Origin of the sequence: Streptomyces sp. Ncost-T10-10d (genome assembly GCF_900091955.1) — a bacterium.
GTDB lineage: Bacteria > Actinomycetota > Actinomycetes > Streptomycetales > Streptomycetaceae > Streptomyces.
Window position 1 is genome coordinate 1 of record NZ_FMDF01000146.1, and the last position, 22,230, is coordinate 22,230.

At 69.0% G+C, this 22,230-nt stretch carries 18 protein-coding genes and 2 pseudogenes; 6 read left to right on the forward strand and 14 right to left on the reverse strand.

Features of this window, described 5'->3' with window-relative positions; translation table 11 throughout:
* Positions 1 to 234 (forward strand): annotated as a pseudogene (locus GA0115254_RS26110) (peptidase S1); the annotation flags it as partial.
* Here GA0115254_RS26110 and GA0115254_RS47770 read toward each other — a convergent pair.
* The 5 genes and pseudogenes from GA0115254_RS47770 to GA0115254_RS26130 form a co-directional block, all read right to left on the reverse strand.
* Positions 212 to 487: a DUF397 domain-containing protein gene (locus GA0115254_RS47770; protein WP_093897746.1), complete on the reverse strand. Its 276-nt coding sequence runs from the start codon at positions 485 to 487 to the stop codon at positions 212 to 214. The pseudogene GA0115254_RS26110 and the gene GA0115254_RS47770 sit on opposite strands and share 23 nt — an antisense overlap.
* Positions 488 to 597: 110 nt before the next feature.
* The gene (locus GA0115254_RS26120) at positions 598 to 2,148 is read right to left on the reverse strand and encodes a S8 family serine peptidase (RefSeq protein WP_093897747.1); all 1,551 of its coding nucleotides are present in this window, start codon (positions 2,146 to 2,148) and stop codon (positions 598 to 600) included.
* 82 nt (positions 2,149 to 2,230) lie between these two features.
* Positions 2,231 to 2,386, reverse strand: a pseudogene (locus GA0115254_RS46465) (peptidase S8); the annotation flags it as partial.
* 265 nt (positions 2,387 to 2,651) lie between these two features.
* Positions 2,652 to 3,296, reverse strand: a complete 645-nt coding sequence (locus tag GA0115254_RS26125; RefSeq protein WP_093897748.1) for a LuxR C-terminal-related transcriptional regulator — start codon at positions 3,294 to 3,296, stop codon at positions 2,652 to 2,654.
* A complete protein-coding gene (locus tag GA0115254_RS26130; protein WP_093897749.1) occupies positions 3,284 to 4,438 on the reverse strand; it encodes a sensor histidine kinase in 1,155 nt (384 codons plus the stop codon). The genes GA0115254_RS26125 and GA0115254_RS26130 overlap by 13 nt, the downstream gene beginning before the upstream one ends.
* Positions 4,439 to 4,626: 188 nt before the next feature.
* On the opposite strand from GA0115254_RS26130, the gene GA0115254_RS26135 reads away from it, so the two are divergent.
* The 3 genes from GA0115254_RS26135 (at position 4,627) to GA0115254_RS26145 (ending at position 7,470) form a co-directional block, all read left to right on the forward strand.
* Positions 4,627 to 5,784, forward strand: a complete 1,158-nt coding sequence (locus tag GA0115254_RS26135) for a serine hydrolase domain-containing protein (RefSeq protein ID WP_256102774.1) — start codon at positions 4,627 to 4,629, stop codon at positions 5,782 to 5,784.
* Positions 5,785 to 6,137: 353 nt separating this feature from the next.
* A complete protein-coding gene (locus GA0115254_RS26140; protein ID WP_093897750.1) occupies positions 6,138 to 6,962 on the forward strand; it encodes an LLM class F420-dependent oxidoreductase in 825 nt (274 codons plus the stop codon).
* A 79-nt stretch (positions 6,963 to 7,041) separates the two neighbouring features.
* Entirely contained in the window at positions 7,042 to 7,470 is a 429-nt protein-coding gene (locus GA0115254_RS26145; RefSeq protein WP_093897751.1) for a TIGR03668 family PPOX class F420-dependent oxidoreductase, read from the forward strand.
* A gap of 158 nt (positions 7,471 to 7,628) precedes the next feature.
* On the opposite strand, the gene GA0115254_RS26150 is transcribed toward GA0115254_RS26145, so the two are convergent.
* The 8 genes from GA0115254_RS26150 to GA0115254_RS26185 form a co-directional block, all read right to left on the reverse strand.
* Complete coding sequence (locus tag GA0115254_RS26150; protein WP_256102775.1) at positions 7,629 to 8,447, reverse strand: SGNH/GDSL hydrolase family protein; 819 nt, start codon at positions 8,445 to 8,447, stop codon at positions 7,629 to 7,631.
* Between the two features lie 30 nt (positions 8,448 to 8,477).
* Positions 8,478 to 9,308, reverse strand: coding sequence for a sugar phosphate isomerase/epimerase family protein (locus tag GA0115254_RS26155; protein WP_093897753.1), 831 nt, complete (start codon positions 9,306 to 9,308; stop codon positions 8,478 to 8,480).
* Between the two features lie 241 nt (positions 9,309 to 9,549).
* A complete protein-coding gene (locus GA0115254_RS26160) occupies positions 9,550 to 10,977 on the reverse strand; it encodes a polysaccharide lyase 6 family protein (RefSeq protein WP_093897754.1) in 1,428 nt (475 codons plus the stop codon).
* 128 nt (positions 10,978 to 11,105) lie between these two features.
* Positions 11,106 to 12,539 carry a polysaccharide lyase 6 family protein gene (locus GA0115254_RS26165; RefSeq protein ID WP_093897755.1) on the reverse strand — a complete coding sequence of 478 codons (1,434 nt, stop codon included), beginning with the start codon at positions 12,537 to 12,539 and terminating at the stop codon, positions 11,106 to 11,108.
* Positions 12,540 to 12,584: 45 nt separating this feature from the next.
* Positions 12,585 to 13,940, reverse strand: a complete 1,356-nt coding sequence (locus GA0115254_RS26170) for an alpha-L-fucosidase (RefSeq protein WP_093897756.1) — start codon at positions 13,938 to 13,940, stop codon at positions 12,585 to 12,587.
* 295 nt (positions 13,941 to 14,235) lie between these two features.
* Positions 14,236 to 15,102 (reverse strand): carbohydrate ABC transporter permease, encoded by an 867-nt coding sequence (locus GA0115254_RS26175; protein WP_093897757.1) that lies wholly within the window; start codon positions 15,100 to 15,102, stop codon positions 14,236 to 14,238.
* Positions 15,099 to 16,073 carry a carbohydrate ABC transporter permease gene (locus GA0115254_RS26180; protein ID WP_093897758.1) on the reverse strand — a complete coding sequence of 325 codons (975 nt, stop codon included), beginning with the start codon at positions 16,071 to 16,073 and terminating at the stop codon, positions 15,099 to 15,101. Before GA0115254_RS26180 ends, GA0115254_RS26175 begins: the two co-directional genes overlap by 4 nt.
* Positions 16,070 to 17,398: a sugar ABC transporter substrate-binding protein gene (locus GA0115254_RS26185; RefSeq protein ID WP_093897759.1), complete on the reverse strand. Its 1,329-nt coding sequence runs from the start codon at positions 17,396 to 17,398 to the stop codon at positions 16,070 to 16,072. Before GA0115254_RS26185 ends, GA0115254_RS26180 begins: the two co-directional genes overlap by 4 nt.
* A gap of 471 nt (positions 17,399 to 17,869) precedes the next feature.
* Between GA0115254_RS26185 and GA0115254_RS26190 the strand changes: the two genes are divergently transcribed.
* Together GA0115254_RS26190 and GA0115254_RS26195 are read left to right on the forward strand one after the other, a co-directional pair.
* A complete protein-coding gene (locus tag GA0115254_RS26190; RefSeq protein WP_093897760.1) occupies positions 17,870 to 18,880 on the forward strand; it encodes a hydroxyacid dehydrogenase in 1,011 nt (336 codons plus the stop codon).
* 375 nt (positions 18,881 to 19,255) lie between these two features.
* Complete coding sequence (locus GA0115254_RS26195; protein ID WP_093897761.1) at positions 19,256 to 20,560, forward strand: MFS transporter; 1,305 nt, start codon at positions 19,256 to 19,258, stop codon at positions 20,558 to 20,560.
* Between the two features lie 147 nt (positions 20,561 to 20,707).
* Here the strand turns inward: GA0115254_RS26195 and GA0115254_RS26200 are convergent, their stop codons facing one another.
* Positions 20,708 to 22,195 (reverse strand): DJ-1/PfpI family protein, encoded by a 1,488-nt coding sequence (locus GA0115254_RS26200; protein ID WP_218105581.1) that lies wholly within the window; start codon positions 22,193 to 22,195, stop codon positions 20,708 to 20,710.
* Positions 22,196 to 22,230: the final 35 nt, after the last annotated feature.

Here is a 22,230-nt window from a genome sequence, read left to right on the forward strand (position 1 = left end):
GAACTCTCCGGCAAGCGCATCGGCATCCTCAAGGACACCGGCGTCGTCTACGTGAAGGAGGGCGGCATCCGCGCGGGGTGGGTCCATGAGTACGAGCACGCCGTTCAGATCGCCCTGTCCGGCAAGCGCATCGGTGTCCTCAAGGGCGACGGCGACGCGCGGGTCAAGGAAGGCGGCCTGAAGGCGACGTGGGTCCTGGAGGCCGACAACGTCACCGAGCTGGCGCTGTCCTGACGCCTGACCGCTGACCACTGATACCCGCCGTGCCGCGCAACGGAGTTGATTCTCTGCGCGGCGCGGAGTCGTGCGGTCCGAGTCCGGTCAGCCGCTCACGGCGTACGCGACGAAGCCGGTTCTGGGCGGCGGGGGAGAGGGCGAGCTGGTGGCCCTGCTCGACCTTGGAGTCCCGGACGTGGACGGTGGTGGGGCAGGTGGCTACCTCTACGCAGTCGTCCCCGGAACCGCTGCTGCGCGAATCGACACCCACAGCTCCCGCTTCGAAACACTGAGGCCCGCCGCCTGACGGCGACGGGCCTCACGAAGGGGTCGGCGTGAACCAACAGAGTCGACGGCCCGACCCCTTGCGCGCGGAGCCGCTTACTTCGTCACAGCGTTCAACGCGTTCACGATCCCCCGCCCGTAGAACCCGTTGTGGTTCTTCGACCCCTTGCACACGGCGTCGATCTTGCCGTCGGAGTCGATGTCGTACGGATTCGTGCATGGTGTGGCGTCGGCCCCGGAGTACAGCAGGGCCTTCACCTGGCCCGCGGTGGCGTGCGGGTGCGTCGACTTGATGAGGGCGGCCACCCCCGCGACGTGGGGGGACGCCATCGACGTGCCCGACTTGTAGGCCCACGTGCCGCCGGGCATCGTGCCGAGGATCCCGCCGTCGCCGGCCGGCGCGGCCGGGGGCTGGTACAGGAGGGAGTCGCCTCCGGGCGCGGCGACGTCAATGACGTTCAGGCCGTAGTTGGAGAACGAGGACTTGATGCCCTTCGCGCCGGTCGCGGCCACGGTCACCACACCGGGCAGCTGGGGCGGCAGGACCAAGCACTTGTGCGGGTCGATCACGCGGTCGCCCTGCGTGCCGTCGTTGGGGGAGGCGGGGTCGGTGATGGAGTCCGCGTCCAGGTCGCGGCGCTCGTTGCCCGCGGCCGCGACATTGACCGTGCCCTTGCGCTCCGCGTACCGCGAGGCCCGGGCGACGGCGTCGACGAGTGCCCTCTGGTCCGGGTCGTCGAGGCAGTTGAAGTTCCAGGGGTCGGTGTAATAGCTGTTGTTGGTGACGTCCACGTGGTGTTCGGCCGCCCAGACGAAGCCGCAGACCACGGCCTCGGTGTAGATGTAGTCCTCCGGGGTGGACACCTTGATGCCGGCGACCCGCACGCCGGGCGCGACGCCGGTCATGCCGATGCCGTTCTTGGCGGCCGCGATCACACCCGCGACATGCGTGCCGTGGGCGGCGTTCTCCGACGCGCTCGGCCGCCAGGCCCCGTCCGCGGTGTTCGGCTTGCCCGAGACGCAGTTGACGGACGCCTCGCGGTCGAAGTTCGGGGCGAGGTCGGGATGGGTGTCGTCCACGCCGGTGTCGATGACGGCGACCGTGACGTCGCGGCTGCCGAGCGTCTTCTCGTGCGCCTTGTCCGCTTTGATGGCGGGCAAGTCCCACTGCGACGGCTCCAGGGGGTCCTGGCCTTCGGCTGATTGAGCGCTCGCGACCTCCTTGGCGCTGAGCATCCGCGTCGCGCCGACCTCGGTCGTCGACTGCGCGGCAAGGGGCGCGTTGCGGGTGGCGCCGGCCGACTGCACGCCCGGAACCTTACGGATGGTCCGGGCGAAGTCGGGGTTCGAGGAATGGACGACGATCACACCGATCCGGTCGTACGAGATCACGATGGTGCCGCCCGCGTCGACGATGGCCTTCTTCACCCTCGTGGACGCGCCTTGTCCGGTAGCGACGTTGACGATGTAGCTGAGGGAGGTCGCGTCGGCCGTCGTGGCCGTCGTGGCCGTCGTGGCCGTCGTGGCCGTCGTGGCCACCTCGGCCGCCGACGCCGTGACGTTGGGCAGGAAGGCGAGGGCGGTCGCCATGGCCATCCCCAGCGGAAGGGCGACGAGGCGATGGGAGCGCGTGTGCGGCGCTGTCATAGAGGTCTCCAGTTGGTTCGAGGTACGGGTGGTATGACGCCTGCGGAGGCTCAACAAGTTGATCGGGGCGGTTACTTGACCCCCGCAGGGCATTGACGATGCCGAAGCCGTAGAACCCGTTCACGCGCTTGCCGCCCATGCAGGCCGCGTCCACGACCCCGTCGCCGTTGTAGTCGTAGGGGTCCTTCGGACAGCTCGGGTTGTCCGCCCGGGCCTTCAGGAACGCCTGGAGCTGCGCCGTCTCACGCCGCTCCTCGAACAGGCCGAGCGGCTCGCGCCCGGCGGCTTCGACGGCCGTCTCGATCAGCGACTCGACACGCTCATCCGTGCACAACTGGATGCGTGACTCGACGTCGGGGACGCACGGTCCCGGCCTACGTGCGCACATCAGTCAGCGCGGGCCGCGATCCCCGAGGCAAACGTTGCTGATGCGGCACTGGATCGCCGATCACGGCTCGGACCCTCACGTCAACCCCGAAGGACTTCCGGAGCCGACGGCTTGGCTAGTGGCGGCTGAGATAGGTGAGGACTGCGAGGACGCGGCGGTGGCCGCTGTCGGCCGGTGAGAGGCCGAGCTTGGCGAAGATGTTGCCGATGTGTTTGTGGACGGCGTTCTCGGTGATGACGAGCCGGGCCGCGACCGTGGCGTTGTCCTTTCCTTCGGCCATCAGGGCGAGAACTTCGCGTTCGCGTGGCGTGAGGGCGGCAATCGGGTCGCGGGCGTGACGGGTGAGGAGCTGCCCGATCACCTCGGGGTCCATGACGGTACCGCCGGCGGCGACCCGCCGCAGCGCGTCGATGAACTCGCTCACCCGGCTCACCCGGTCCTTGAGAAGGTAGCCGACGCCGCCGCGTCCATCGGAGATCAGCTCGCCGGCGTACTGCTGCTCGACGTATTGGGAGAGGACGAGCACGGGCAGGCCGGGGTGCCGGCGACGGGCGTGGATGGCGGCGTGGATGCCCTCGTCGCGGAAGGTTGGCGGTAGCCGTACATCGACGATGGTGACGTCCGGTCGGTGTTCGGTGACGGCAGCGACGAAGCCGGGGGCGTCCTGGGCGATCGCGGCAACATGAAAGCCCTTGGCGGTCAGCAGGAGTTCCAGCCCATTGGACAGCAGGACGTTGTCCTCGGCGATCACGACCCGCACGCCAGCCTCACAGTGATCGTGGTCGGGCCGCCGCTGGGGCTGTGGATGTGGACTGTGCCGTCGAGCGCCAGGACACGATGGCGGATTCCGGCGATGCCGGTACCCAGCGTCTCGTCGGCGCCGCCCACTCCGTCGTCGGTGACCTCGATCGACAGCCGGTCACCTTCGCGTGCGACGCGGACGGTGGTCCGGGTGGCCTGGCTGTGCTTGGCAACATTGGTGAGCGCCTCGGCGATCGTGAAGTAGGCCACGGCCTCGACCGCGGCGGGGATCGTGCCGAGGTCGCCGATATCGAGGGTGGTGTCGATCGCCGATCGGGTCCCCAGCGCGGCCAGCGCCCCGGCGAGTCCGCGATCGGCGAGGATCGGCGGGTAGATCGTCCGGATCACCGCACGAAGCTCCACCATGGCCTCCTCGGTGCTCTCATGCGCTTCCTCCAAGAGTCTGGCCACCGTCTGGGGGTCCTCGCTCAGCGACTCACGGGCCACGCCCAGCCGCATCGCGATGGCCACCAGCCGGGCCTGGGTGCCGTCGTGCAGGTCACGTTCGATCCGGCGGAGTTCCGCGCCGTGCGCGTTCATGGCGTCGGCCCGCGTCTCGGTCAGCGTCTCCACACGCCGCGCCAGCCTCTCGGCGGCCGAGGGGGACAGCAACGCAACACAGATCCGGGCGTGTAGGCGCGCCAGCAGTGGAACCAGCCAGTAGGTCAGGGCCGCGAAGATGACGACTTGTGCGGTCCCCAGGGTCAAGGCCGTGCTCCACCCGGACAGTGGAACACCGGCGGCGAAGCCGCCCGCGCGGGTGCCGGCGGGCAACGCCCACCACAAGGGCACCGTGATGGCCGTGGCCACCGCGTTACCTGCGCACAGCACCACGACGAGCCCGAACGCCAGACTGGTCACCATGCATGTGCACAGCCACCCGAGAACACGCCACGTACCGACACGGACGGGACCAGAACGCGGAGAGAGCAGCAGCCGGTCGGCGCGGCGACGATGCCAGGACGCCCAGGCGCGAGCCATCATCGGGACGATGAGTACGGGCAGCGTGAACAGGGCGACCGCAGCGGTGAACAGGCTTCCCAGCAGATAGCCCAGACCGCGCCACATCGCCGAATGCCGACTGGCCCCATGGTGGTTCATTCGCGCAAGTCTGAGCCATGGCGACGGAGCCTGGCACTACAGCCCACTACCCCTTTTTCTCACGGGTGAGCGGTACCGTCTGCTCACCTCAGCCAGACCTAGTGTCAACGCCCATGAAGAGTTCACCGATTCGTACACCGCGGCGGCGCGGCCGATCCATCCGACGGAACCTGACGCTGGCCGCCATCGTGGCCGGAACCCTTTCCACCAGTGTGCCCGGCGCAATAGCCACCCAACAGCAGGACGACCGAATCCAGCTCCGGATCCAGAACGACGCCGATGCGCTCACCGCACTCGGCGTGACAGGAGTGCAGGCCCGCCTGGTCACCTCCGACGGCCGGAACCTGACTGCCACGAGCGGCGTCGCCGACCTGACGGACCGTCGGCCGGTCCCTCAGGACGGTCATTTCCGGATAGCCAGCGTCACCAAGGCGTTCGTGGCGACCGTGATCCTGCAACTCACCGGCAACCACAGTCTCTCCCTGGACGACTCGGTCGAACGATGGTTGCCCGGTGTGGTCTCCGGAAACGGCAATGACGGTCGCGCGATCACCATCCGCCAACTGCTCCAGCACACCAGCGGCATCCACGACGACTACCCGGACTACACCTCGGCGGAGGACTTCTACCAGCACCGATACGACACCTACACACCCGAGCAGACTGTCGCCCGGGCGATGAGCCACCGCCCGGACTTCCGGCCCGGCAAGCACTGGCGTTACGGCAACACCGGTTACGTCCTGCTCGGCCTCATCATCGAGCGGGTCACCGGGCACCCCTGGCATGCGGAGGTAAGGGATCGGATCGTCCGGCCGCTCGGCCTCGATCACACCTTCTGGCCGGGTACTTCACCCACGCTGCCCCAGCCACATGCCGAGACCTATCAGAGGTTCAAGGCCGACGAGCCGCTCGTGGACGTCACCGAGCAGGTCGGCTCGGGCACCAATGGAGAGGCCGGGCTCGTCTCCACCACCGCCGATCTCAACCGATTCTTCCGCGCCCTGCTCAGCGGCCGACTCCTGCCACCGGCGCAGCTGAGGCACATGAAACGGACCATCCGGGTCAGCAAGGAGTTCAAGCAGTTCATGCCGGGCGCCCGTGACGGGCTGGGGCTCTTCTCACGCCCGCTGTCCTGCGGCGGGGTGTACTGGGGCCACGAGGGCGGCGATTCCGGCTGGATCAGCGCCGCCGGCGTCACCGCCGATGGCCGGCGCAGCGTCACGGTCTCGTTGTCGGGCGTCCTCACCGATTCCGCGGACGACGTCCTGCGCGTGGCACAGGCCGAGAGCAAGCTGGTCGACGACGCCCTGTGCACGACTCCGAACGCCGACCGTCAGCGGCGTTGAGGTCCTCCGCATGGAGTGGGTACGGGACATCTGCGCGGCGCACGGTCCGGAATCAGGAAGGCCGGGCGGCGACGGCGGTGTACGCACTCCCGCGGCGGATCCGGCGTCATCTTGACTACATCGCCCAATCCGCAGAGCGGCAGTCCTGTGCCCAGGTCAAGGGCTCGGGTATCGGTTGTTCTGCGAGCCGAAGCGGTTGCCGGTACCCCGGCACATGGTCGCGGCAGCAGGTCCGGAACCAATGCGCGGTGATGGTTCTCCCGGGTGGTCATGGGGGCGGGATCATCCGGGGAGGGTAATCAGGGATCTGTGCCGCCCGTGCTGTCCCGTACCCGCCCTTTTGAGGAGCCGTTGTGAAATTCGGGGTCTCGACCTTCATCACCGACCAGGGCATCAGCCCCACCTCGCTCGGAACCGCCCTTGAGGAACGCACGTTCGACTCGTTGTTCATTGCCGAGCACAGCCATATCCCGGCGAGCCGCGAGACGCCCTACCCCGGCGGTGGTGAGCTGCCGGAGATCTACTACCGCACCCTCGACCCCTTCGTCGCCCTGACCGCGATCGGTGTGGTGACCGAGCGGCTGCTGCTGGGGACCGGCATCGCGCTGATCCCGCAGCGCGACCCGATCACCACGGCGAAGGAGGTGGCCTCGCTCGACCTGGTCTCCGGTGGCCGCGTGATTCTCGGCGTCGGTGTCGGCTGGAACCGTGAGGAGATGAGGAACCACGGCGCCGACCCCGCCACCCGCGGCCGGCTCACCGACGAGCGACTGCGCGCCATGCGGGAGCTGTGGACCGAGGAGAAGGCCGAGTTCCACGGCGAGTTCGTGAACTTCGATCCGGTCTATGCCTGGCCCAAGCCCGTACAGCGCCCCCATCCACCGATCTACGTGGGCGGTGGCGAGGGCGCGTTCCGACGGGTGGCGCAGCTCGGAGACGCGTGGCTGGCCAACAGCATGTCGCCGCAGGAGCTCGGTCCGCAGATCGAGCGGCTGCGCGACCTCGCCGACCGCGAGGTGCCGGTGACGGTGTACGCGGCTCCCGACGACCCCGGGCAGGTCGAGGGCTATGCCGGTCTGGGGGTCGAGCGGCTGCTGTTCTACGTACCGACGATGCCGGAGCGGGAGACGTTGGAGTACCTGGACCGACTGGCCGAAGTCGCTGCCCGGTACCGCTGAGGCGCCGGAGAGCGCTGCGCCTCGGAAGTGGGACCGATCCGAAAGTCCGTAACTGACATGACTGTTGGGAAGACGCGCGATGCCTGCTCTGACGAGTGTTGAGGCACGGGAGCGGTTCGCCGCGGCGCGCATCGCCCACCTTGCGACGGCCGACACGGAGGGCCGCCCGCACCTCGTTCCGGTGGTGTTCGCCGTGGACGGCGACACGGTGATGCTGGCCGTGGACCACAAACCGAAGCGGACGACGCGGCTGAAACGTCTGGCCAACATCGCTGCCAACCCGTCGGTCTGCCTGCTCACCGACCACTACGAGCAGGACTGGGACCGCCTGTGGTGGTCCCGGGCCGACGGCGAAGCCCGTGTGCTCCCGCCGCCGGACCGGTCCCCCGAAGCAGCCCGCTGCATCGGCCTGCTCACGGCGAAATACCAGCAGTACGCCGGCCGGCCACCCGGCGGACCGGTGGTCGAGGTCTCGGTCCTGCGCTGGAGCGGCTGGCGCGCCTCATGACAGCGCGTCGGCAGAGAGTGCGAGCACTTCGGCCTTCAAATCCAGGAGGCGCCCCGGGCGCCTGATGCCGGAAGCGCCCCGGGGCACCGCTGCCGGCAGCCCTTCGGCGTAACGGGCGGACACGCCTGTACCGCCCGCCCCGGGCTCCTCCTGGCTGTTCAATCGTGTACGCCGTCTCCTCCGGGCATCCCGGGGTCGCCCTCCGGGCGGACCGGCCGCCTCTCGCAGCGCGCTGCCGTCCCGGGTTCGAGGCGGACAGGGTCGACCTCGGCAAGCCAGGCGTCGGCGATCAGCCTGTGGCCGAGGGGACTCGGATGGACCCCGTCCGGGGCCAGCTCGGCTGCCCCTTGCTCCTCTGCGGCGCGAAGCAGGGCGAGGTCCGCACGAACCACCTGGGCTCCGTTGGCCAGCGCGGCGCGAAGGACGGCATCGGTACGGGGCGACAAGTCCTCGTACCAGGCTTCCTGGCCGGATCTGACCGGGAGCAGAAAAGGGGTGATGACCACCAGTCGTGCGGACAGTTTCCGCGCGGTGTCCGCGAGGAGGCGGTCGAGGCATGCCTCGAACTCGTCGACCGGGCTGATGAGTCCCTGGTCATAACGCCGCCAGGTGTCATTGATGCCGATCTTGACCGTGACCACGGTGGGCCGGTGGTCGATGACGTCGGTGGTCCAGCGGGATTCGAGGTCGTACACGCGATTGCCGTTGAGGCCCTTGTTGATGACAGCGGGGCCGGGTCCGGCGCCTGCCCCGGCGCGCAGGGTCTGCGCGATCTCCTGGACGTATCCGCTGCCGAGCGATGCGGAACGCGTACGGTCGCGGCCCGCGTCGGTGATGGAATCACCGATGAACAGGAGTGTGTCCTTGTCCTTGATGTGCATGTCTACCGTCCTGGTGTCGGGTGAGGTGGAACGGGAGCCGCTCGTCAGCAGGTCGCATAAAAGCATTCCCACGGCGGTGACAGCGCGGATCATCATGGGATGCGCCAGGGCGAGGTGTCTTGGTGATCACCACGTCGGTGACTGCCGCCCGATGCTCCCGCCGGACCGCCTTCGTGCGGTCGACTGCGCCGGAGGCCCAGGCCGGTGAGCCACCGCGCGCCGCAGCGCCGCGGCCTCGCGCGCCAGCACGGCGGGATCGTCGCCGGGCACGAACTCCAAGAGCGCCTCAAGCCCCTCGCGCCGCCCCTTCAGCAGGTCGAAGACCCCGGCCCACAGGCCCTCACGGTCTGCCAGCCGCAGTCGGCGATTGCCCGGCCACCACGAGAAGACATGCACCGCGCTGACCCGGTCGCCGAGCTCGGCAAGCCCCGCCACCGCCTCCTCGTCGGGAGCGTCGAGCGGCGGCTGCCAGTAAGTGCGGAGATTGTCCGCGCCCACCTCGTCCAGCAGCCGAAGGGTCGAGGCGACGGTGTCGCTGAGGGTCATTGAATGGAACTCCAGCGCGAGCTCCAACCCGTGGTCCGCGGCGATCCTGGCCGCCTCCCGCAGGCAGGCCACGATCCCGCGCCGCTCCTGCGGCGTGGCGGCCAGGGAGCCGACTCCGCCCGCCCAGACCCGCACCCGCGGGGCCCCGAGGAGCACCGCGGCACGCGCGACCGCCGGAAATTCGGCCAGTTCGCCCGGGGTGGCGCGGAAGTACGAGCCGTACGAGCAGCAGGCGAGCCCGTATCGGTCGGAAGCGTCACGGGTCGCGCGGACAGTGCCGGGCTCCTCCGGAGGCGCATGCACGTCCGCTCCCCACTCGACCACCTCCAGGCCCGCGTCCGCGGCGCAGCGTGCGACCTCGGCGGCGGGCAGCCGCCGGAAGGTGACCGAGCACAGACCCAGCCTGGTCACGGTGCCACCCGACCCGGTCGGCGGGCGGCTCGGAACGCGGTACGCCGCACTACGCCTCTTCTCCTCACGGTCACGACATCCCCTTCCTGTGGTTGCCTTGCGGCAAGTCTTCTGTGGCCGTTCTCGGAGCCGTACGGTGGCGGTCGACGGGCCGGGGCGGGCCCTCTGGTCGGGCGAGGCCCCGGAGGGGAGCCCTGGAGACTGTCCTGGGAGGTGAACTGCCCGCGTCACCGGCGGCCGCTCACGATGCGTTCGGCCCCACGTCCGCAGTCGTGAGGGGGTGGCGGAGTGCGGGCAGTGCCGAGTACTCGTCGGCACCGATGTCCCGCGTGCTGCCGCGCTGGTCGCCGTCGATGTCATCGACCACTGCGGGGCTTCCCAGCGTGGCCGCACCGATCGCCGGGCTCCCCGCCGACAGCCGGAGGACGCCGTCCGATCCCTGGCTGAGCCGGGGGTCGGCCCGTGTGTAACCTCCGGATGGGATATTGCCGTTGGAGGCCGCACCCCACACCATGTTGCTCTGCCAGGTGAAGCCGGTGGTGGCCCCCATCGCGACGAGGCTGCCGGAGGCGCCGACAAGCAGGTTGTCGGCGATGACGACGTCCCGCGGCTCGTACTCCCGGGTCTCGCCCGAGAGCGTACCGGCGTTGTTGAGCAGGGAGTTGTGCACGATCACCGCGCGGTCGCACGCGTCGTTCCCCCGCCTTTCGTCCGCCGTCTCGCCGGAGTTGTGGTCACGGGTGGTGCCACTGCCGACCACCAGGGCCCGGCCCGACAGTCCGTTGAGGTAGTTGTTGGCGATCAGGTGGTCGTTGCCGTACAGCCGCACCCCGTCGGTGCCGCCGATCAGGTAATTGCCCTCCACCGTGGAGTGGTTGCCGTGGCGCAGCACGATCCCGCCGCGGCTGTTGCGGATGGTGTTGTAACGGACGGTGTTGTCGGAGGACTTCACCGAGATGGCCTCGGGGTCTCCGTCGCAGCGCTCGAACAGGTTGTACTCCACGACCGCGTGGGCACTGGACAGCGCCCGGCCGCTGACGCCGAGCCGTATCGGCTCACCGCCGTTGGCACCGGTGAAACTGTGGTCGGAAAAGTGGTTCTTGAAGATGTGGAGGTTCTGGGCCATGTCGGTCGAGCCGGGGCCGTCGACGACGATGAAGATGCCGGCGGTGGTCTTGTCGTGGAAGTGATTCCGGTCGATCTTCGAGTCGTTCGCCCGCACGACGACCCAGTAGAGGCCGTCGATGTCCGCGAACTGGAAGTCGTTGCGGGTCAGCCGGATCGTCGAGCAGTTCGCCGGGATCTCCATCGTGGCGCTCTGCCGGAAGGCGAAGCCGCTGACGGTGATGTTGCTCGAATTGTTGAAGACGAAGCTGCGCTCGCCGCGCAGCACGGCACCGCCGCGGGTCTTCGAGACGATGGTGATCGGTGCGGCGCCGGTGCCGTTCTTTCCGGAGACGTCGATGGCGCCTCCCGAGGGAACGGTGTAGGTACCGTCGGCCAGCACGATCCGGTCGCCGGGTGCGGCGCCGTTGATCGCACTTTGGAGTTCGGCCAGAGAGCCGACCGGTGTATCGGCCGCCGATGCGCTGCCCGACAGTGTGGTGGTGAGGGGCACGGCGGCGAGTGCTGCCACCGCGGTGCTCCTGAGGAACGTGCGTCGTTGCATGATGGCCTCCTGTTGCGACACGGACGTACCGGGCCGGATCCGTAGAGCCCTCGCGGCTGTACGTACCGGTGACCCGCGGTGGGGCAGCCGGGGGCGAACCGGGCCGGCTGTCCCTGTCGGGGGTGTGCTCAGCGAGCGTAGGGGCCGACGTCGGCAGGGTTCAGCGGCCGGCGCCCGAGCGGCCTGTTCGAGTACTCCTGCGCGCCCACGTCCCGGGCCCGCCCGCGCGGTCGGGCGTCGATGTCGTGAGTGACGGGTGGCCGCCTGAGTGTGCCCGCGTCGATCGCCGGACTGTCCGCCGCCGGCCGGGCGACGCCGTCCGGACCCGTCACCAGCTTCGGGTCGATACGGATGTAGCCACCGGCCGGGATATTGCCGTCCGCGGCAGCGCCCCACAGGATGTTGCCCGACCAGGTGAAACGAACGGTGTTCGCCATCGCGACCAGCTCGCCCGAGTCCGCGACGAGCAGGTTGTCGGCGACGGTCACGTCCCGCGGCTCGTGCGGGCGCTGGCTCTCGCCGGAGAGCGTGCCCTTGTTGTTCACGAGGGTGTTGTACGCGATGAGGACCCGGTCGGGTGCGTCGTTGCCGCGGCGCTCGTCGGGCGACTCGCCGGGCAGGTGGTCACGGGCCGAACCGCTGCCGATCACCAGGGCCCGACCGGACAGGCCGGCGAGGTAGTTGTTGACGATCACGTGGTCGTTGCCGTAGATCCGCAGACCTTCCGTGCCGGCGACGAGATGGTTGCCCTCCACCCGGTTGCGGTTGCCGTGCCGCAGGACGATCCCGCCGAAGCTGTCGCGGATGGTGTTGTACCGGATGACGTTGTCCGAGCTCTTGACGGAAATTGCCTCGGGGTCGCCGTTGGCGCGCTCGAACAGGTTGTACTCCACGACCGCGTGGGCACTGGACAGCGCCCGTGGGCTGACGCCGAGCCGGATCGGCTCACCGCCGTTGGACCCGGCGAAACTGTGGTCGGAGAAGTAGTTCCGGTACACGTGGACGCGCTGGGCCATCTCCTCCGTGCCCGCGCCCTCGACACCGAGGTAGATGCCGAGCGTGCTCTTGCCGTGGAAGTGGTTGTGGTCGATCGAGCTGTCGTCCGCACGCACCATCACCCAGTGAACGCCCTCGATGTCGGCGAGCTGGAAATCGTTGCGGGTGAGCCTGATGTGCGAGCAGGTCTCGGGGATCTCCAAGGTGTTGCTCTGACGGAAGGAGAAGCCGCTGACGGTGATGTGGCTGGACCGGTCGAAGACGAAGCTGTGGGCGCCGTCGAGGACGACGCCGCCGCGGGACCGGGCGACGACGGTCACGGGCGCGCGCTCGGTGCCCTGCTTGTTCCGGATGGTGACGGGCCTGTCCGACGGGACGGTGTATCTGCCGTCGGCGACGACGATCCGGTCACCGGGCCGTGCATGGTCGATCGCGGCCTGGAGCTCGTCCAGTGAGCCGACGGCGGCCGGGGCCGCCGTCGCACTCGCGATCGGGAGACCGCCGGTGGGGACGGTGACCAGCGCCGCCCCTGCCGCGGTACCCATGAGGAACGTGCGGCGTTGCATGATGCCTCCGTGAGTGTGGTGGTGGATCGGGGGTCGAGACCTGTCTCAGCCGTCGGCCCGGTCGGACGGAGCGTCCAGGTAGAGCTCGATGACGGGCACGGGGGTGTCGGGGCGCTGGACGGGGACCTGGAGCGTGAGCGTTCCGGTTGGTTGCCCGCCCATCTCGGTGTTGAGTGCGGGCCGGTCCGGTTCGATATGGACCTGGGTGATCTCGGACGCGTCGTTCAGCAACTGGGCGTAGCGCACCCGGCCGGCGAGTCCCGGCAGGTGCAGATGGCGCAATGGCCAGGCGAACAGGTGGACGTAGAGCCGGTCGCCGCGCTGGGTGTACCGGCACTCGGTGGGGGCGGTGTACGGGGACGGGCCGCAGCCGTGGACCGACCGCTCGTGCAGGTCCATCCACCTGCCGATTTCCCCGAGGACGGCGACGGCGCGCGGGTCGAGGTCGCCGCGGCCGGTGGGGCCGACGTTGAGCAGCAGGTTGCCGCCCTTGGACACCCCGTCGACGAGCATGCGGATCAGCAGGTCGGCGCTCTTGTAGTCGAGGTTGTCGCGGTCGTAGCCCCAGCTTCCGTTCAGCGTCTGGCACGCCTCCCACAGCACGGGCCGCCCGTCCTTGGTCATGGGGCCGGAGGGCTGGTACTGCTCGGGGGTGACGAAGTCGCCGGGAAGGCCGGTCCTGTCATTGACGAGGACGTGCGGCTGGAGTTCGCGGATCGTTTCCAGGAGCTTCGGGGAGTCCCAGTCGTCCGGGCCCTTGCCGCCCCACCAACTACGGCCCGCGTAGGAGAAGTCGAAGAACAGGTAGTCGACGCGTCCGAAGGACGTGAGCAGTTCACGGACCTGGCCGTGCAGATAGCGCTGGTAGTCGCGGATGTCGCGGTCGGCGGTCGCGGCCTTGAACTCCTCGTCGTCGCGCTGGGGATGGGTGCCGTCCACGGGGAAGGACGGGTGGTGCCAGTCGATCAGGGAGTAGTAGAGGCCGACCTTGAGCCCTTCCGCGCGGCACGCCTCGACGAACGGCCCGACGAGGTCGCGGCCGTGCGGGGTGTTGGTGACCTTGTAGTCGGTGAGGGCGCTGTCCCACAGGCAGAAGCCGTCGTGGTGCTTGGTGGTCAGGACGACGTACCGCATGCCCGCCGCGCCGGCCGCCCTGGCCCACTGGACCGGGTCGTAGCGGTCGGGGTCGAAGTGGTCGAAGTAGACCTGGTACTGCTCGTCGGTCAGCTTCTCCCGGTTCTTGACCCACTCGTGCCGTGCGGCGAGGGAGTACAGGCCCCAGTGGACGAACATCCCGAACCGGTCAGTGGTGAACCAGGTCGTGTCCGGGGTCCCCGTGGGACCCGTGGTCGCGGCGGGCGCGGACGGGTACGCCCGTGGGGTGTCGGCGCTCGGGGTCATGGGGGCATCGCTCCTTGTCGTCGGTGTCTGGTGGTGCGTTCGGTGCGTGGTCGGCGCTCCGGTCGGCGCGACCGGAGGGCTGGTTGTGCGGTGTGGTTCGAGAGAGGGCGGGCGGGAATCAGACCGGCTGACGGACGTCCTCGCGCAGCCGGCCGGCGGGGCGAGGACGTGTCAGGTGGGCGGTTTCGTCGCCACGCGTCGGCCCGCAGGCCGGGAACCGCTCGTAGCGGGCGAGCGCGTCGCGATACAACTCGCCCTCGGGGAAATGACCCTGACGGACAGACAGCTTGCCGGTTCAGCCCTTCAGGGCGCCGGAGGACAGACCGTGGACGAAGGAACGCTGGAAGAACAGGAAGACGATCACGGAGGGAAGCAGGGCCAGCAGAGAGGCTGCCATCACCACTCCAGGGGTGACGGCGGGGTCGATCCGCAGGGTTCGCAGCGCCAGGGGGAGCGTGTAGGAGGAGGAGTCGGTGGAGACGAGGAGGGGCAGCAGGTACTGGTCCCAGATCATGGTGAAGCCGAAGACTCCGATGACCCCGAGCGCGGGCTTGCACATCGGCAGGATGATCTGGGCGAAGATGCGCAGGTCGCCCGCGCCGTCGATACGAGCGGCCTCTTCGAGTTCCCGGGGCACGTCCTTCATGAACTCGGTCATCACCAGGATGGCGAATCCCCAGGCTCCCAACGGGACGATCATTCCGGCCAGGGTGCCGATGAGGTTGAAGTGGACGATCGGCAGATCGGCGAGGATCAAGGACAGGGGGAGGGCCAGGATCTCCTCGGGCAGCATCAGCGTGGCCAGGATGGCGACCAGCACCAGCGTCATCCCGGGGAAGACCTTCCTGGCCAGCGCGTATCCGGCCAGGACGGAGACGGCCACCTGGAGCAGCAGTCCGAAGCCGACCACGAAGAACGAATTCAGCAGGTACGCGAGCACGCCCTGGTCGAAGGCGATCCTGAAGTTGTCCAGAGTGGGGCCCGAGGGGATGACGCTCAGCTGTGTCGGGTCCTTGACATGGCTGAAGGCGCTGACCAGCAGGGCCATCAGGGGCCCGGCGAAGACGATCAGGACCAGCAGGTAGGTGACGGCCTTCAGGATCCGCCCGCCCGGGCTCCTGCTCTCGGTCAGGCCCAGCGCGGTCTCGGTCGGCGCGTTCATTTGCTCTCCCTCCGTCGCAACAGGTGGACGACGACTGTCAGGATCAGCGTCGCGATGAACAGCAGGACGGCTCCCGCCGCGCCGACGCCGAGTCGGTTCTGCTCCAGCCCGAGCTTGTAGATCAGGGTCATCACGACTTCGGTGGAGCCGTCGGGCCCGCCGTTGGTGAGCAGGAACACCTCGGTGAACACGCGCAGTCCGCGGATCGCGGCGAGGATGAACAGGATCGAGAACACCGACCGCAGTCCGGGCACCGTCACATGCCATACCCGCTGCAGCCTGGAGGCACCGTCGACCTTCGCGGCCTCGTACAGACCGCGGTCCACACTCGTCAGCCCGGCGAGGAAGATCATCATGTCGTAAGGGGCGCCCCGCCAGATGCCGGTGAGCATGATGGAGGCCATCGACGTGTCGGGGTCGTTGATGAATCCCGAGGGGCCGAGCCCCACCAGGCCGAGGATGGAGTTGAGCATTCCGTCCCCGGTCGGGTGGTACATGATCCGCCATAGCTCGGCGACGACCGCGATCGGCACCACTACCGGCAGGAACGCCGCGGAACGCACGAATCCCAGTCGGCGGCCCTGCCCTTCCATCAGCAGCGCGAGCACCAGGCCGAGAGCCATCGAGCCGGCTGTCTGCCCGGCGGCGAGGACGACGGTGTGCCATGCGGCCTCGCGGAAGCCGTCGGAGTGGAGCACCGTGGAGTAGTTCTCGGTGCCGACCCACTTGTTCCCGAGATACGGCTGGACGTCCTGGAAAGACATGGTCAGCGCGTTGGCCATGGGGATGAACTTGAAGTACAGGAAGAGGAGCAGTGCCGGGGCCAGGAACAGCCACGGCGTCCACCACCGGCCCGTCCGGCGGTTGCGCCTGCGGCGGTCGGCGGCTGCCCCGCCGGCCGGGCGGACCGTTTTCCGGATGGCGGGGCCGGCCTCCGAGGGGACGGCCGGATTCGCCTGGTCGAGACTCATGGCGCGGCGATTCCCTGTTCCTTGAGGATGTCGGCGAGCTGGTTGTCGAGCTCGCCCAACTTGGTCTCGGTATCCAGGTCGCAGTCGGCCATCAGTGCGTTGACGGTCTCCGCGGTCGCCTGCCGCACCGGGGTCCAGTTCGGGATGGACGGCGCGTACCGCCCGGAGTTCTGGTACGCCTCGGCATAGGTCGTCCAGCGGGGGTCGGGGCGGACCTTGGAGATGTCCACCGTCTTGTTGACGGGCAGTTGCACGGTGAAGCCGGTGTCGCCCTGCATCCCGGTCTTCTGGCCCTCGGCGGAGATGGCGAAGTCGGCGAAGGCGTCCTGGCCCGCCCGGTTCTCGGAACCCGCCATCAGGTAGATGGAGCCACCCTCGGCAAGCACGGTGGCGTCCTTCGGACCCTTGGGCATCGGCACGACCTCGTACTTGTCCTTGCCAAGGGCCTCATCGAAGCGAGGCATGAGGTACGGGCCGACGACGAACATGCCGGTCCGGCCCGCCTCGAACGTCTCATTCGTGGGCGGGGTCTCCATGGTTACGGCACCGGGCTGGATGACCTTGTCCTCGCAGCCGAGGCTGCGGAACCACTGCACGGCCTCGACCGATTGCTTCGTGGTCATCGCGGGCTTGTACTTGCCGTCTCCGGTCTCGGTGATGAAGTCCCCGCCCGCGGCCCAGAGGAAGTTGGAGAAGTACCAGGAGGCGTATCCGCGCTTGGTGGACAGGGGAGCGGCGAGGCCGAAGGTGTTCTTCCTGCCGTCACCGTCGGGGTCCCTGGTGGTGAAGGCTTCGGCCATCGCGGCAAAGTCGTCCCAGTTCTGCGGGACCTGGAGCTTCAGCTTCTCCCGCCAGTCCTTGCGGATGAGCAGCGCGGACGCCTGCGCCGAGTACGGCAGGCCGAACTGCTTGCCGTCCACGCTCTTGCCGGAGTCCAGGGCCTGGCCGACGGCCTGCTTACCGCTCTTGACCTTGTCCAGGTCGATCTCCCGGAGCAGGCCTTGGCTGTGCATGGCACCGAGCTGCGTCACATCGTTCATGACGATGTCGGGGAGGTTCTTCTGCGCGGCCCGCTGCTGCAGCTTGGTCTCGAAGTCGTCGAAGATGGCCGTGACCTCGACTTTGTAGCCCGTGGCCTTCCCGAAGGCGGCAGCGACTCTGAGCGTGCCCTGCTCTCCCGGTCCACCCGGTGTCGTCCTGACCCATAGCTCGAGCGGTGCCTTGGAGTCCTGCTTGGCGTCCACTCCCGCAGGCCCGGATGTACAGCTGGTGAGGACCAGTGCTGACGCGAGGAAACCCGCACCGACCCACCGCGATCTCTGCATGACAACTCCCGTTTCCCGCATCACAGTTGGCCTGGAAAGCGCTTACTGGGGACGCTAACGGGGACCGAATCGGCGGTCAATAGTCCGATGAATACAAAAATTTTGCGAAGGCTCGCGAGATCTGAGCAGATACGCCTCCGCGTGTCACCCCCGCAGTTCGGCGCTCCGGCGAGGGGCTTGGACGCCCCGAAGTATTACCTGGAAGGAAGGCAGTTCAGTCAGCCCAGGTGCCGAAAGCGCAACATTGTGCACGATCGCGACAGGCTCCGGTGCGGCGAAGACCGGGCGGCTAAGCTTCGCTTGAGGGTTCTTCAGTCATCCGATGTATCGTGCTGCAGTGTGTTGTCGGGGCACTGAGCAAGTCACGCCAATCTTCGACATCCGGTCAGACATTTCCCTACACGCCCGCCGAGGGTCGCGAGTCGATTCACTGACGACCAGTCAGTGATAGAGGTGAGGAGTGCAACCGATATGAACGAGCCGGCACCCAGACCGACAGCACTGCTGGTCATGGAGGAAGAACGCAGGGCAGACGTCTATCCCCGCGAGGTTCTGGCCGAAATCGACCGGCTCGTGCACCGGCAGGGTCCACCCCTCACACGGCAGCAGCTCGACGAGGACCCCTACGTGCTGCGAGGGGTCGACGTCCTGCTCACGGGCTGGGGCGCGCCCGTCCTCGATGCCGCCTTCTTGTCGCATGCCCCTCAGCTGCAGGCCGTCCTCGTCGCGGCGGGCTCCGTACGGCACCTGACCACGCCCGCTTTCTGGGCACGCGGTATTCCGATCGTCTCCGCGGCCGAGGCCAACGCCATTCCGGTGGCGGAGTTCACTCTCGCCCAGGTCCTCCTCGGGCTGAAGCAGGTACACCGCATCACCCGGGAGGTGGCGAGCAGCCGTCACTTTCCTCACAACCCCGAGGTCCCGGGTGCCTACCGGTCACGCGTGGGCTTGATGGGGCTCGGGCACATCGGTCGTCTCGTTGCGGCCCACCTCGGCCGCTTCGACGTCGAGGTCCTTGCCACGGACCCCATCGCCTCCGCAGACACCGTCCGGCGGACGGGCGTCCGGCTCGTCGGCATCGAGGAGCTCTTTGCCACCAGCCACGTCGTCAGTCTTCACGCACCACTCCTGCCGGAGACCCGCGGAACGATCGGGGCACGGCTGTTGAACTCCCTGGGGCCGGGCGCGACGCTGATCAACACCGCGCGTGGCGCGCTCATCGACGAGCGAGCCGCAGCGGAGGTCCTGCGTGCCAGACCCGACCTCACCGCGGTACTCGATGTCACGCACCCGGAGCCGCCGGCCCGTGACTCGCCACTCTTCACCCTTCCCAACGTTGTCCTGACACCCCATCTCGGCGGTGCCCTCGGGGCCGAACGTCACCGCCTCGGACAGCTTGTGCTCGACGAACTCCGCCGCTTCACAGGGGGTCAGCCTCTTCAGTACGCCATCGATCCCACCCGCGCCGAGTCCCTGGCCTGACGCCGCAGAAGTCGCAGCTGCACCTGCGGGCCCGGGGGTTCGGGCAGATGTGGAGGGTGGGCCAACGAACATCACCTCGGCGACCGCCGGGGTATACCCGGCCCCCGGGCGCGGAGAGGCTGATGAACGGTCCGTACAACTGTGGGGCGCAGGGTGCGCGGAGTGGGCTAGTGTCCGGGGACAGCGAGTGACCCATGAGGAGCCAAGACATGCCCGGTCGTCCGAGCGCGCGTTGACGTTGTGGGCCGTGACCGGCCCGTCATCGCGTGCTGCCCTTGATACGCGGCGCAGCGAGCCTTTCCTCGCCTGAACCACCGGTGCGTGTGTCGTGCGCCGGGGTGGCGGGTCTCGTCTTCGGCAACCCAAGGGATTCCTGTGCCGTCCGCTTCCGCTGCGAACGATTCTCATCCGCCTGCGCTGCCCGGTCTGTGGCGGGACAGCGACTTCCGCCGGCTCTGGGTGGGCCAGACGGCCTCCCAACTCGGCGAGCACGCCGTCCTGGTCGTCCTGCCGCTGATCGCCGTGCTGACGCTCGACGCCGACGCCGGCCGACTGGGCGCCCTCCGTGCGGTGGGGCAGGCGCCGATACTGCTCCTTTCGCTCTTCGTCGGCGCGTGGGTGGACAGGTGGCGGACCCGCACGGTGATGGTGCTGGCGGACCTCGGCCGGGTTCTGGCGCTCGGCGGAGCCGTCGTGGCCGGCCTCCTCGGCGGGCTCGGCCTGCCGGCACTGCTCGTCGTCGCCTTCGCCGTCGGGGCCCTGTCCGTGTTCTTCGACGTGGCGTACCAGGCGTCTCTCGTACGACTGGTGAAACGCGACCAGCTGGTGCGGGGCAACAGCGCGCTCGAAGGCAGCCGGTCCGCGGCCCGGATCGGCGGCCCCGCCCTCGGCGGCATGCTGGTGTCCCTGCTGTCGGCGCCGTTCGCCGCCGCGTCCAGCACGCTGTTCTTCGTGCTGTCGGTCCTGTCGATCCGGCGGATCCGCCGCCACGAATCGATCCCGGAGCGCTCGGAACGCCCGCCTCGGGTCTGGCGACGGATCCATGAGGGCCTCCGCTTCGTCATCGGCAACACCTCGCTGCGGACCGTGGGCCTCGCCTCGGCCGCCTTCCAGTTCTCCTTCGCGGCCATGATGACCGTCTATCTGCTCTTCCTGACACGTGAACTGCACCTGTCGGGCACCGCTGTCGGGCTGGCGCTCGCGGCGACCGGACCGGGCGCACTCCTGGGATCGCTGCTTGCCGCCCACCTTCCGAACCGGCTCGGTCACGGCGCGGTGCTGGTGTCCGCGGCGGCACTCGGCGACGGCGTGATGCTCGGTGTGCCCGCACTTCACGGTCCCTCTGCGGTGACGATCCCTGTCCTCATGGCGGTCAACTTCGTGTTCGGGGCCTTCGGCCAACTGGTGAACGTCACGGTCATGGCCGTCCGGCAGGCCGTCACCCCGGACGGGATGCAAGGCCGCGCGGCCGCGACCATCACATGCGCCGGCATGGGACTGACCCCGCTCGGCTCACTGCTCGGCGGCCTCCTCGCGCAAGACTGGGGGTTGCGCACCAGCCTCCTGGCGACGGCCGCCGGCATGATGCTGTCCCCGCTGCTGATGGCTCTGTCCCCGCTCGCCCGCCTGGGACGGACGCTTCCGGCCCCGCAGGGGGTGCCGCCGACGGCCGCCCGCTGAGAAGCCGACGAGCACGATACGGCGGCGCCGTCCTGCGGACCCGGCCGTTCCAGCGGCGTCTCGTCCCGCTTCTGGCGCGGAAGAGCGATGACCAGCCGGTGCTCCTGGCTCGTCCCCAGCCGGGTCAGCTCGCCGGACGCACACGGCTCACCGGTGCCTCACTGAAGAAGGCCTCCGGGAACCGGCCTCACTTGCCGGGTACTCCTGGACCTCGGAGCCCGTCCGGCCTGGCAGGCCATGGGGCGGTTTCGTCGCCCGCCGACGTCGCACCGCTCGCCGTATCACGGTCGGGACGAACCCCGCAGCAACGCTGACCACGACCGCGGCCCCGGCCAGCAGGGTCGACCGCCAGGGCCAGGCCGCCCCGGTCAGCGTCAGGTGGGAGGAGGGGTACTCGGAGAACTTCGCCGTGACCAGGGCCGTACGGCGGTCGCTGTGCTCGGCGAGATCACGCAGGACCGGGTCGAACCCGAACTCCTCAGTGTGCCGTCCCCCACCGGGCAGCTCCACGGCGAGCTTGTTGCGGTGCGCCCAGGTGCGCAGCGGCGCGTCGACGGCCGACGGCTCGGCGACGCCGGGCACGACGAAACGGTCGACCCCGTGGGATCGACGGTCTGCCGACCGGGTGACCAGTACGAGACCGTGACGGGTGGTGACGGTGCCACGGGCGCCGAGTACCACCGTTCGCGCGGTGAACGACACCCCGCCGTAGCCTTCGAAGGCCGCGGCCGCGTCGATCTCGCCGACGCCGTCGACCAGGCCGATGCCCACCGTCGGACGCAGCCAGGGGAACGCGGCGTTCAGCGCGTACGGCAGGTCACCGACAGCAAGGTGGTTGGCCGGGATCGCCGTCGGCCCGTCCACGGTCCAGCCCGGATACGACAGTCCCTTCCCGATCCGGGCGGCCTCGTCCTTGCCCGCCAGTTCCTCCACCACCCGCAGCGCGCCGACGGTGCCGGAGGTGACGCCGGCGGTGGTGGTCACGCGGCCGTCCTCGACGTACCGCCGGCCACGGTCCCAGTGCACCTGGGGGTACCGGTGCTTCAGGGCGTCGATGGCGGACCAGAACGACGTCGCGTCACGGCCGTCCAGCAGGCCGGAGGCCGCCAGCAGCTCCGAGCCCGCGCACACCCCCAGAACGCGCGCGCCCCTGCGGTGCCGCTCCACGATCCACTGCCGCAGCCACGCCTCGTTGGCACCGGTGGGGTCGGCCACCGCGGGCACGACCACCACGTCGGGCTCGGGCACCGTACCGCGCTCCACCTCCGCCAGCGTGTGGTCGGGAAGCAGGTGGGCCCCTCCCGACAGCGGGAAGACGCGGCGCTCGGCGGCCACGGTGTAGACGGAGAACTTCCCGGACTCGGCGAACACCTGATACGGCGCCAGGACGTCGGTGGCCACGGAGCCCTCGCTGCTGACCGCCACGGCCACCGTGATCCGGTCCTTGGGCACCGGCTTGGCGGCGGGCCAGGCCCGATCGCCGGAAGCGGTCGGCGCGGGTGCGAAGCTGTCCGCCATCGAGGTGCTCACCCCCGCGAAAGCGATTCCGGCGAACGATGCCACCGACAGCACCGTGCCCATGAGCACCCATCCGGCACGGCGGACCGCCCTGCGGCCCTTACTCGACTCAGACAAGACATACCTCCATATTTCGGGCACACGGCATCAGT

Excerpts from the sequence above, each read along its gene's own strand:
- GA0115254_RS26175 (WP_093897757.1), bottom strand. The coding sequence starts at position 15,102 with ATGAACGCGCCGACCGAGACCGCGCTGGGCCTGACCGAGAGCAGGAGC.
- GA0115254_RS26130 (WP_093897749.1), bottom strand. The coding sequence starts at position 4,438 with ATGAACCACCATGGGGCCAGTCGGCATTCGGCGATGTGGCGCGGTCTG.
- GA0115254_RS26165 (WP_093897755.1), bottom strand. The coding sequence starts at position 12,539 with ATGCAACGCCGCACGTTCCTCATGGGTACCGCGGCAGGGGCGGCGCTG.
- GA0115254_RS26185 (WP_093897759.1), bottom strand. The coding sequence starts at position 17,398 with ATGCAGAGATCGCGGTGGGTCGGTGCGGGTTTCCTCGCGTCAGCACTG.
- GA0115254_RS26180 (WP_093897758.1), bottom strand. The coding sequence starts at position 16,073 with ATGAGTCTCGACCAGGCGAATCCGGCCGTCCCCTCGGAGGCCGGCCCC.
- GA0115254_RS26120 (WP_093897747.1), bottom strand. The coding sequence starts at position 2,148 with ATGACAGCGCCGCACACGCGCTCCCATCGCCTCGTCGCCCTTCCGCTG.
- GA0115254_RS26145 (WP_093897751.1), top strand. The coding sequence starts at position 7,042 with ATGCCTGCTCTGACGAGTGTTGAGGCACGGGAGCGGTTCGCCGCGGCG.
- GA0115254_RS26160 (WP_093897754.1), bottom strand. The coding sequence starts at position 10,977 with ATGCAACGACGCACGTTCCTCAGGAGCACCGCGGTGGCAGCACTCGCC.
- GA0115254_RS26150 (WP_256102775.1), bottom strand. The coding sequence starts at position 8,447 with ATGATGATCCGCGCTGTCACCGCCGTGGGAATGCTTTTATGCGACCTG.
- GA0115254_RS26170 (WP_093897756.1), bottom strand. The coding sequence starts at position 13,940 with ATGACCCCGAGCGCCGACACCCCACGGGCGTACCCGTCCGCGCCCGCC.
- GA0115254_RS26190 (WP_093897760.1), top strand. The coding sequence starts at position 17,870 with ATGAACGAGCCGGCACCCAGACCGACAGCACTGCTGGTCATGGAGGAA.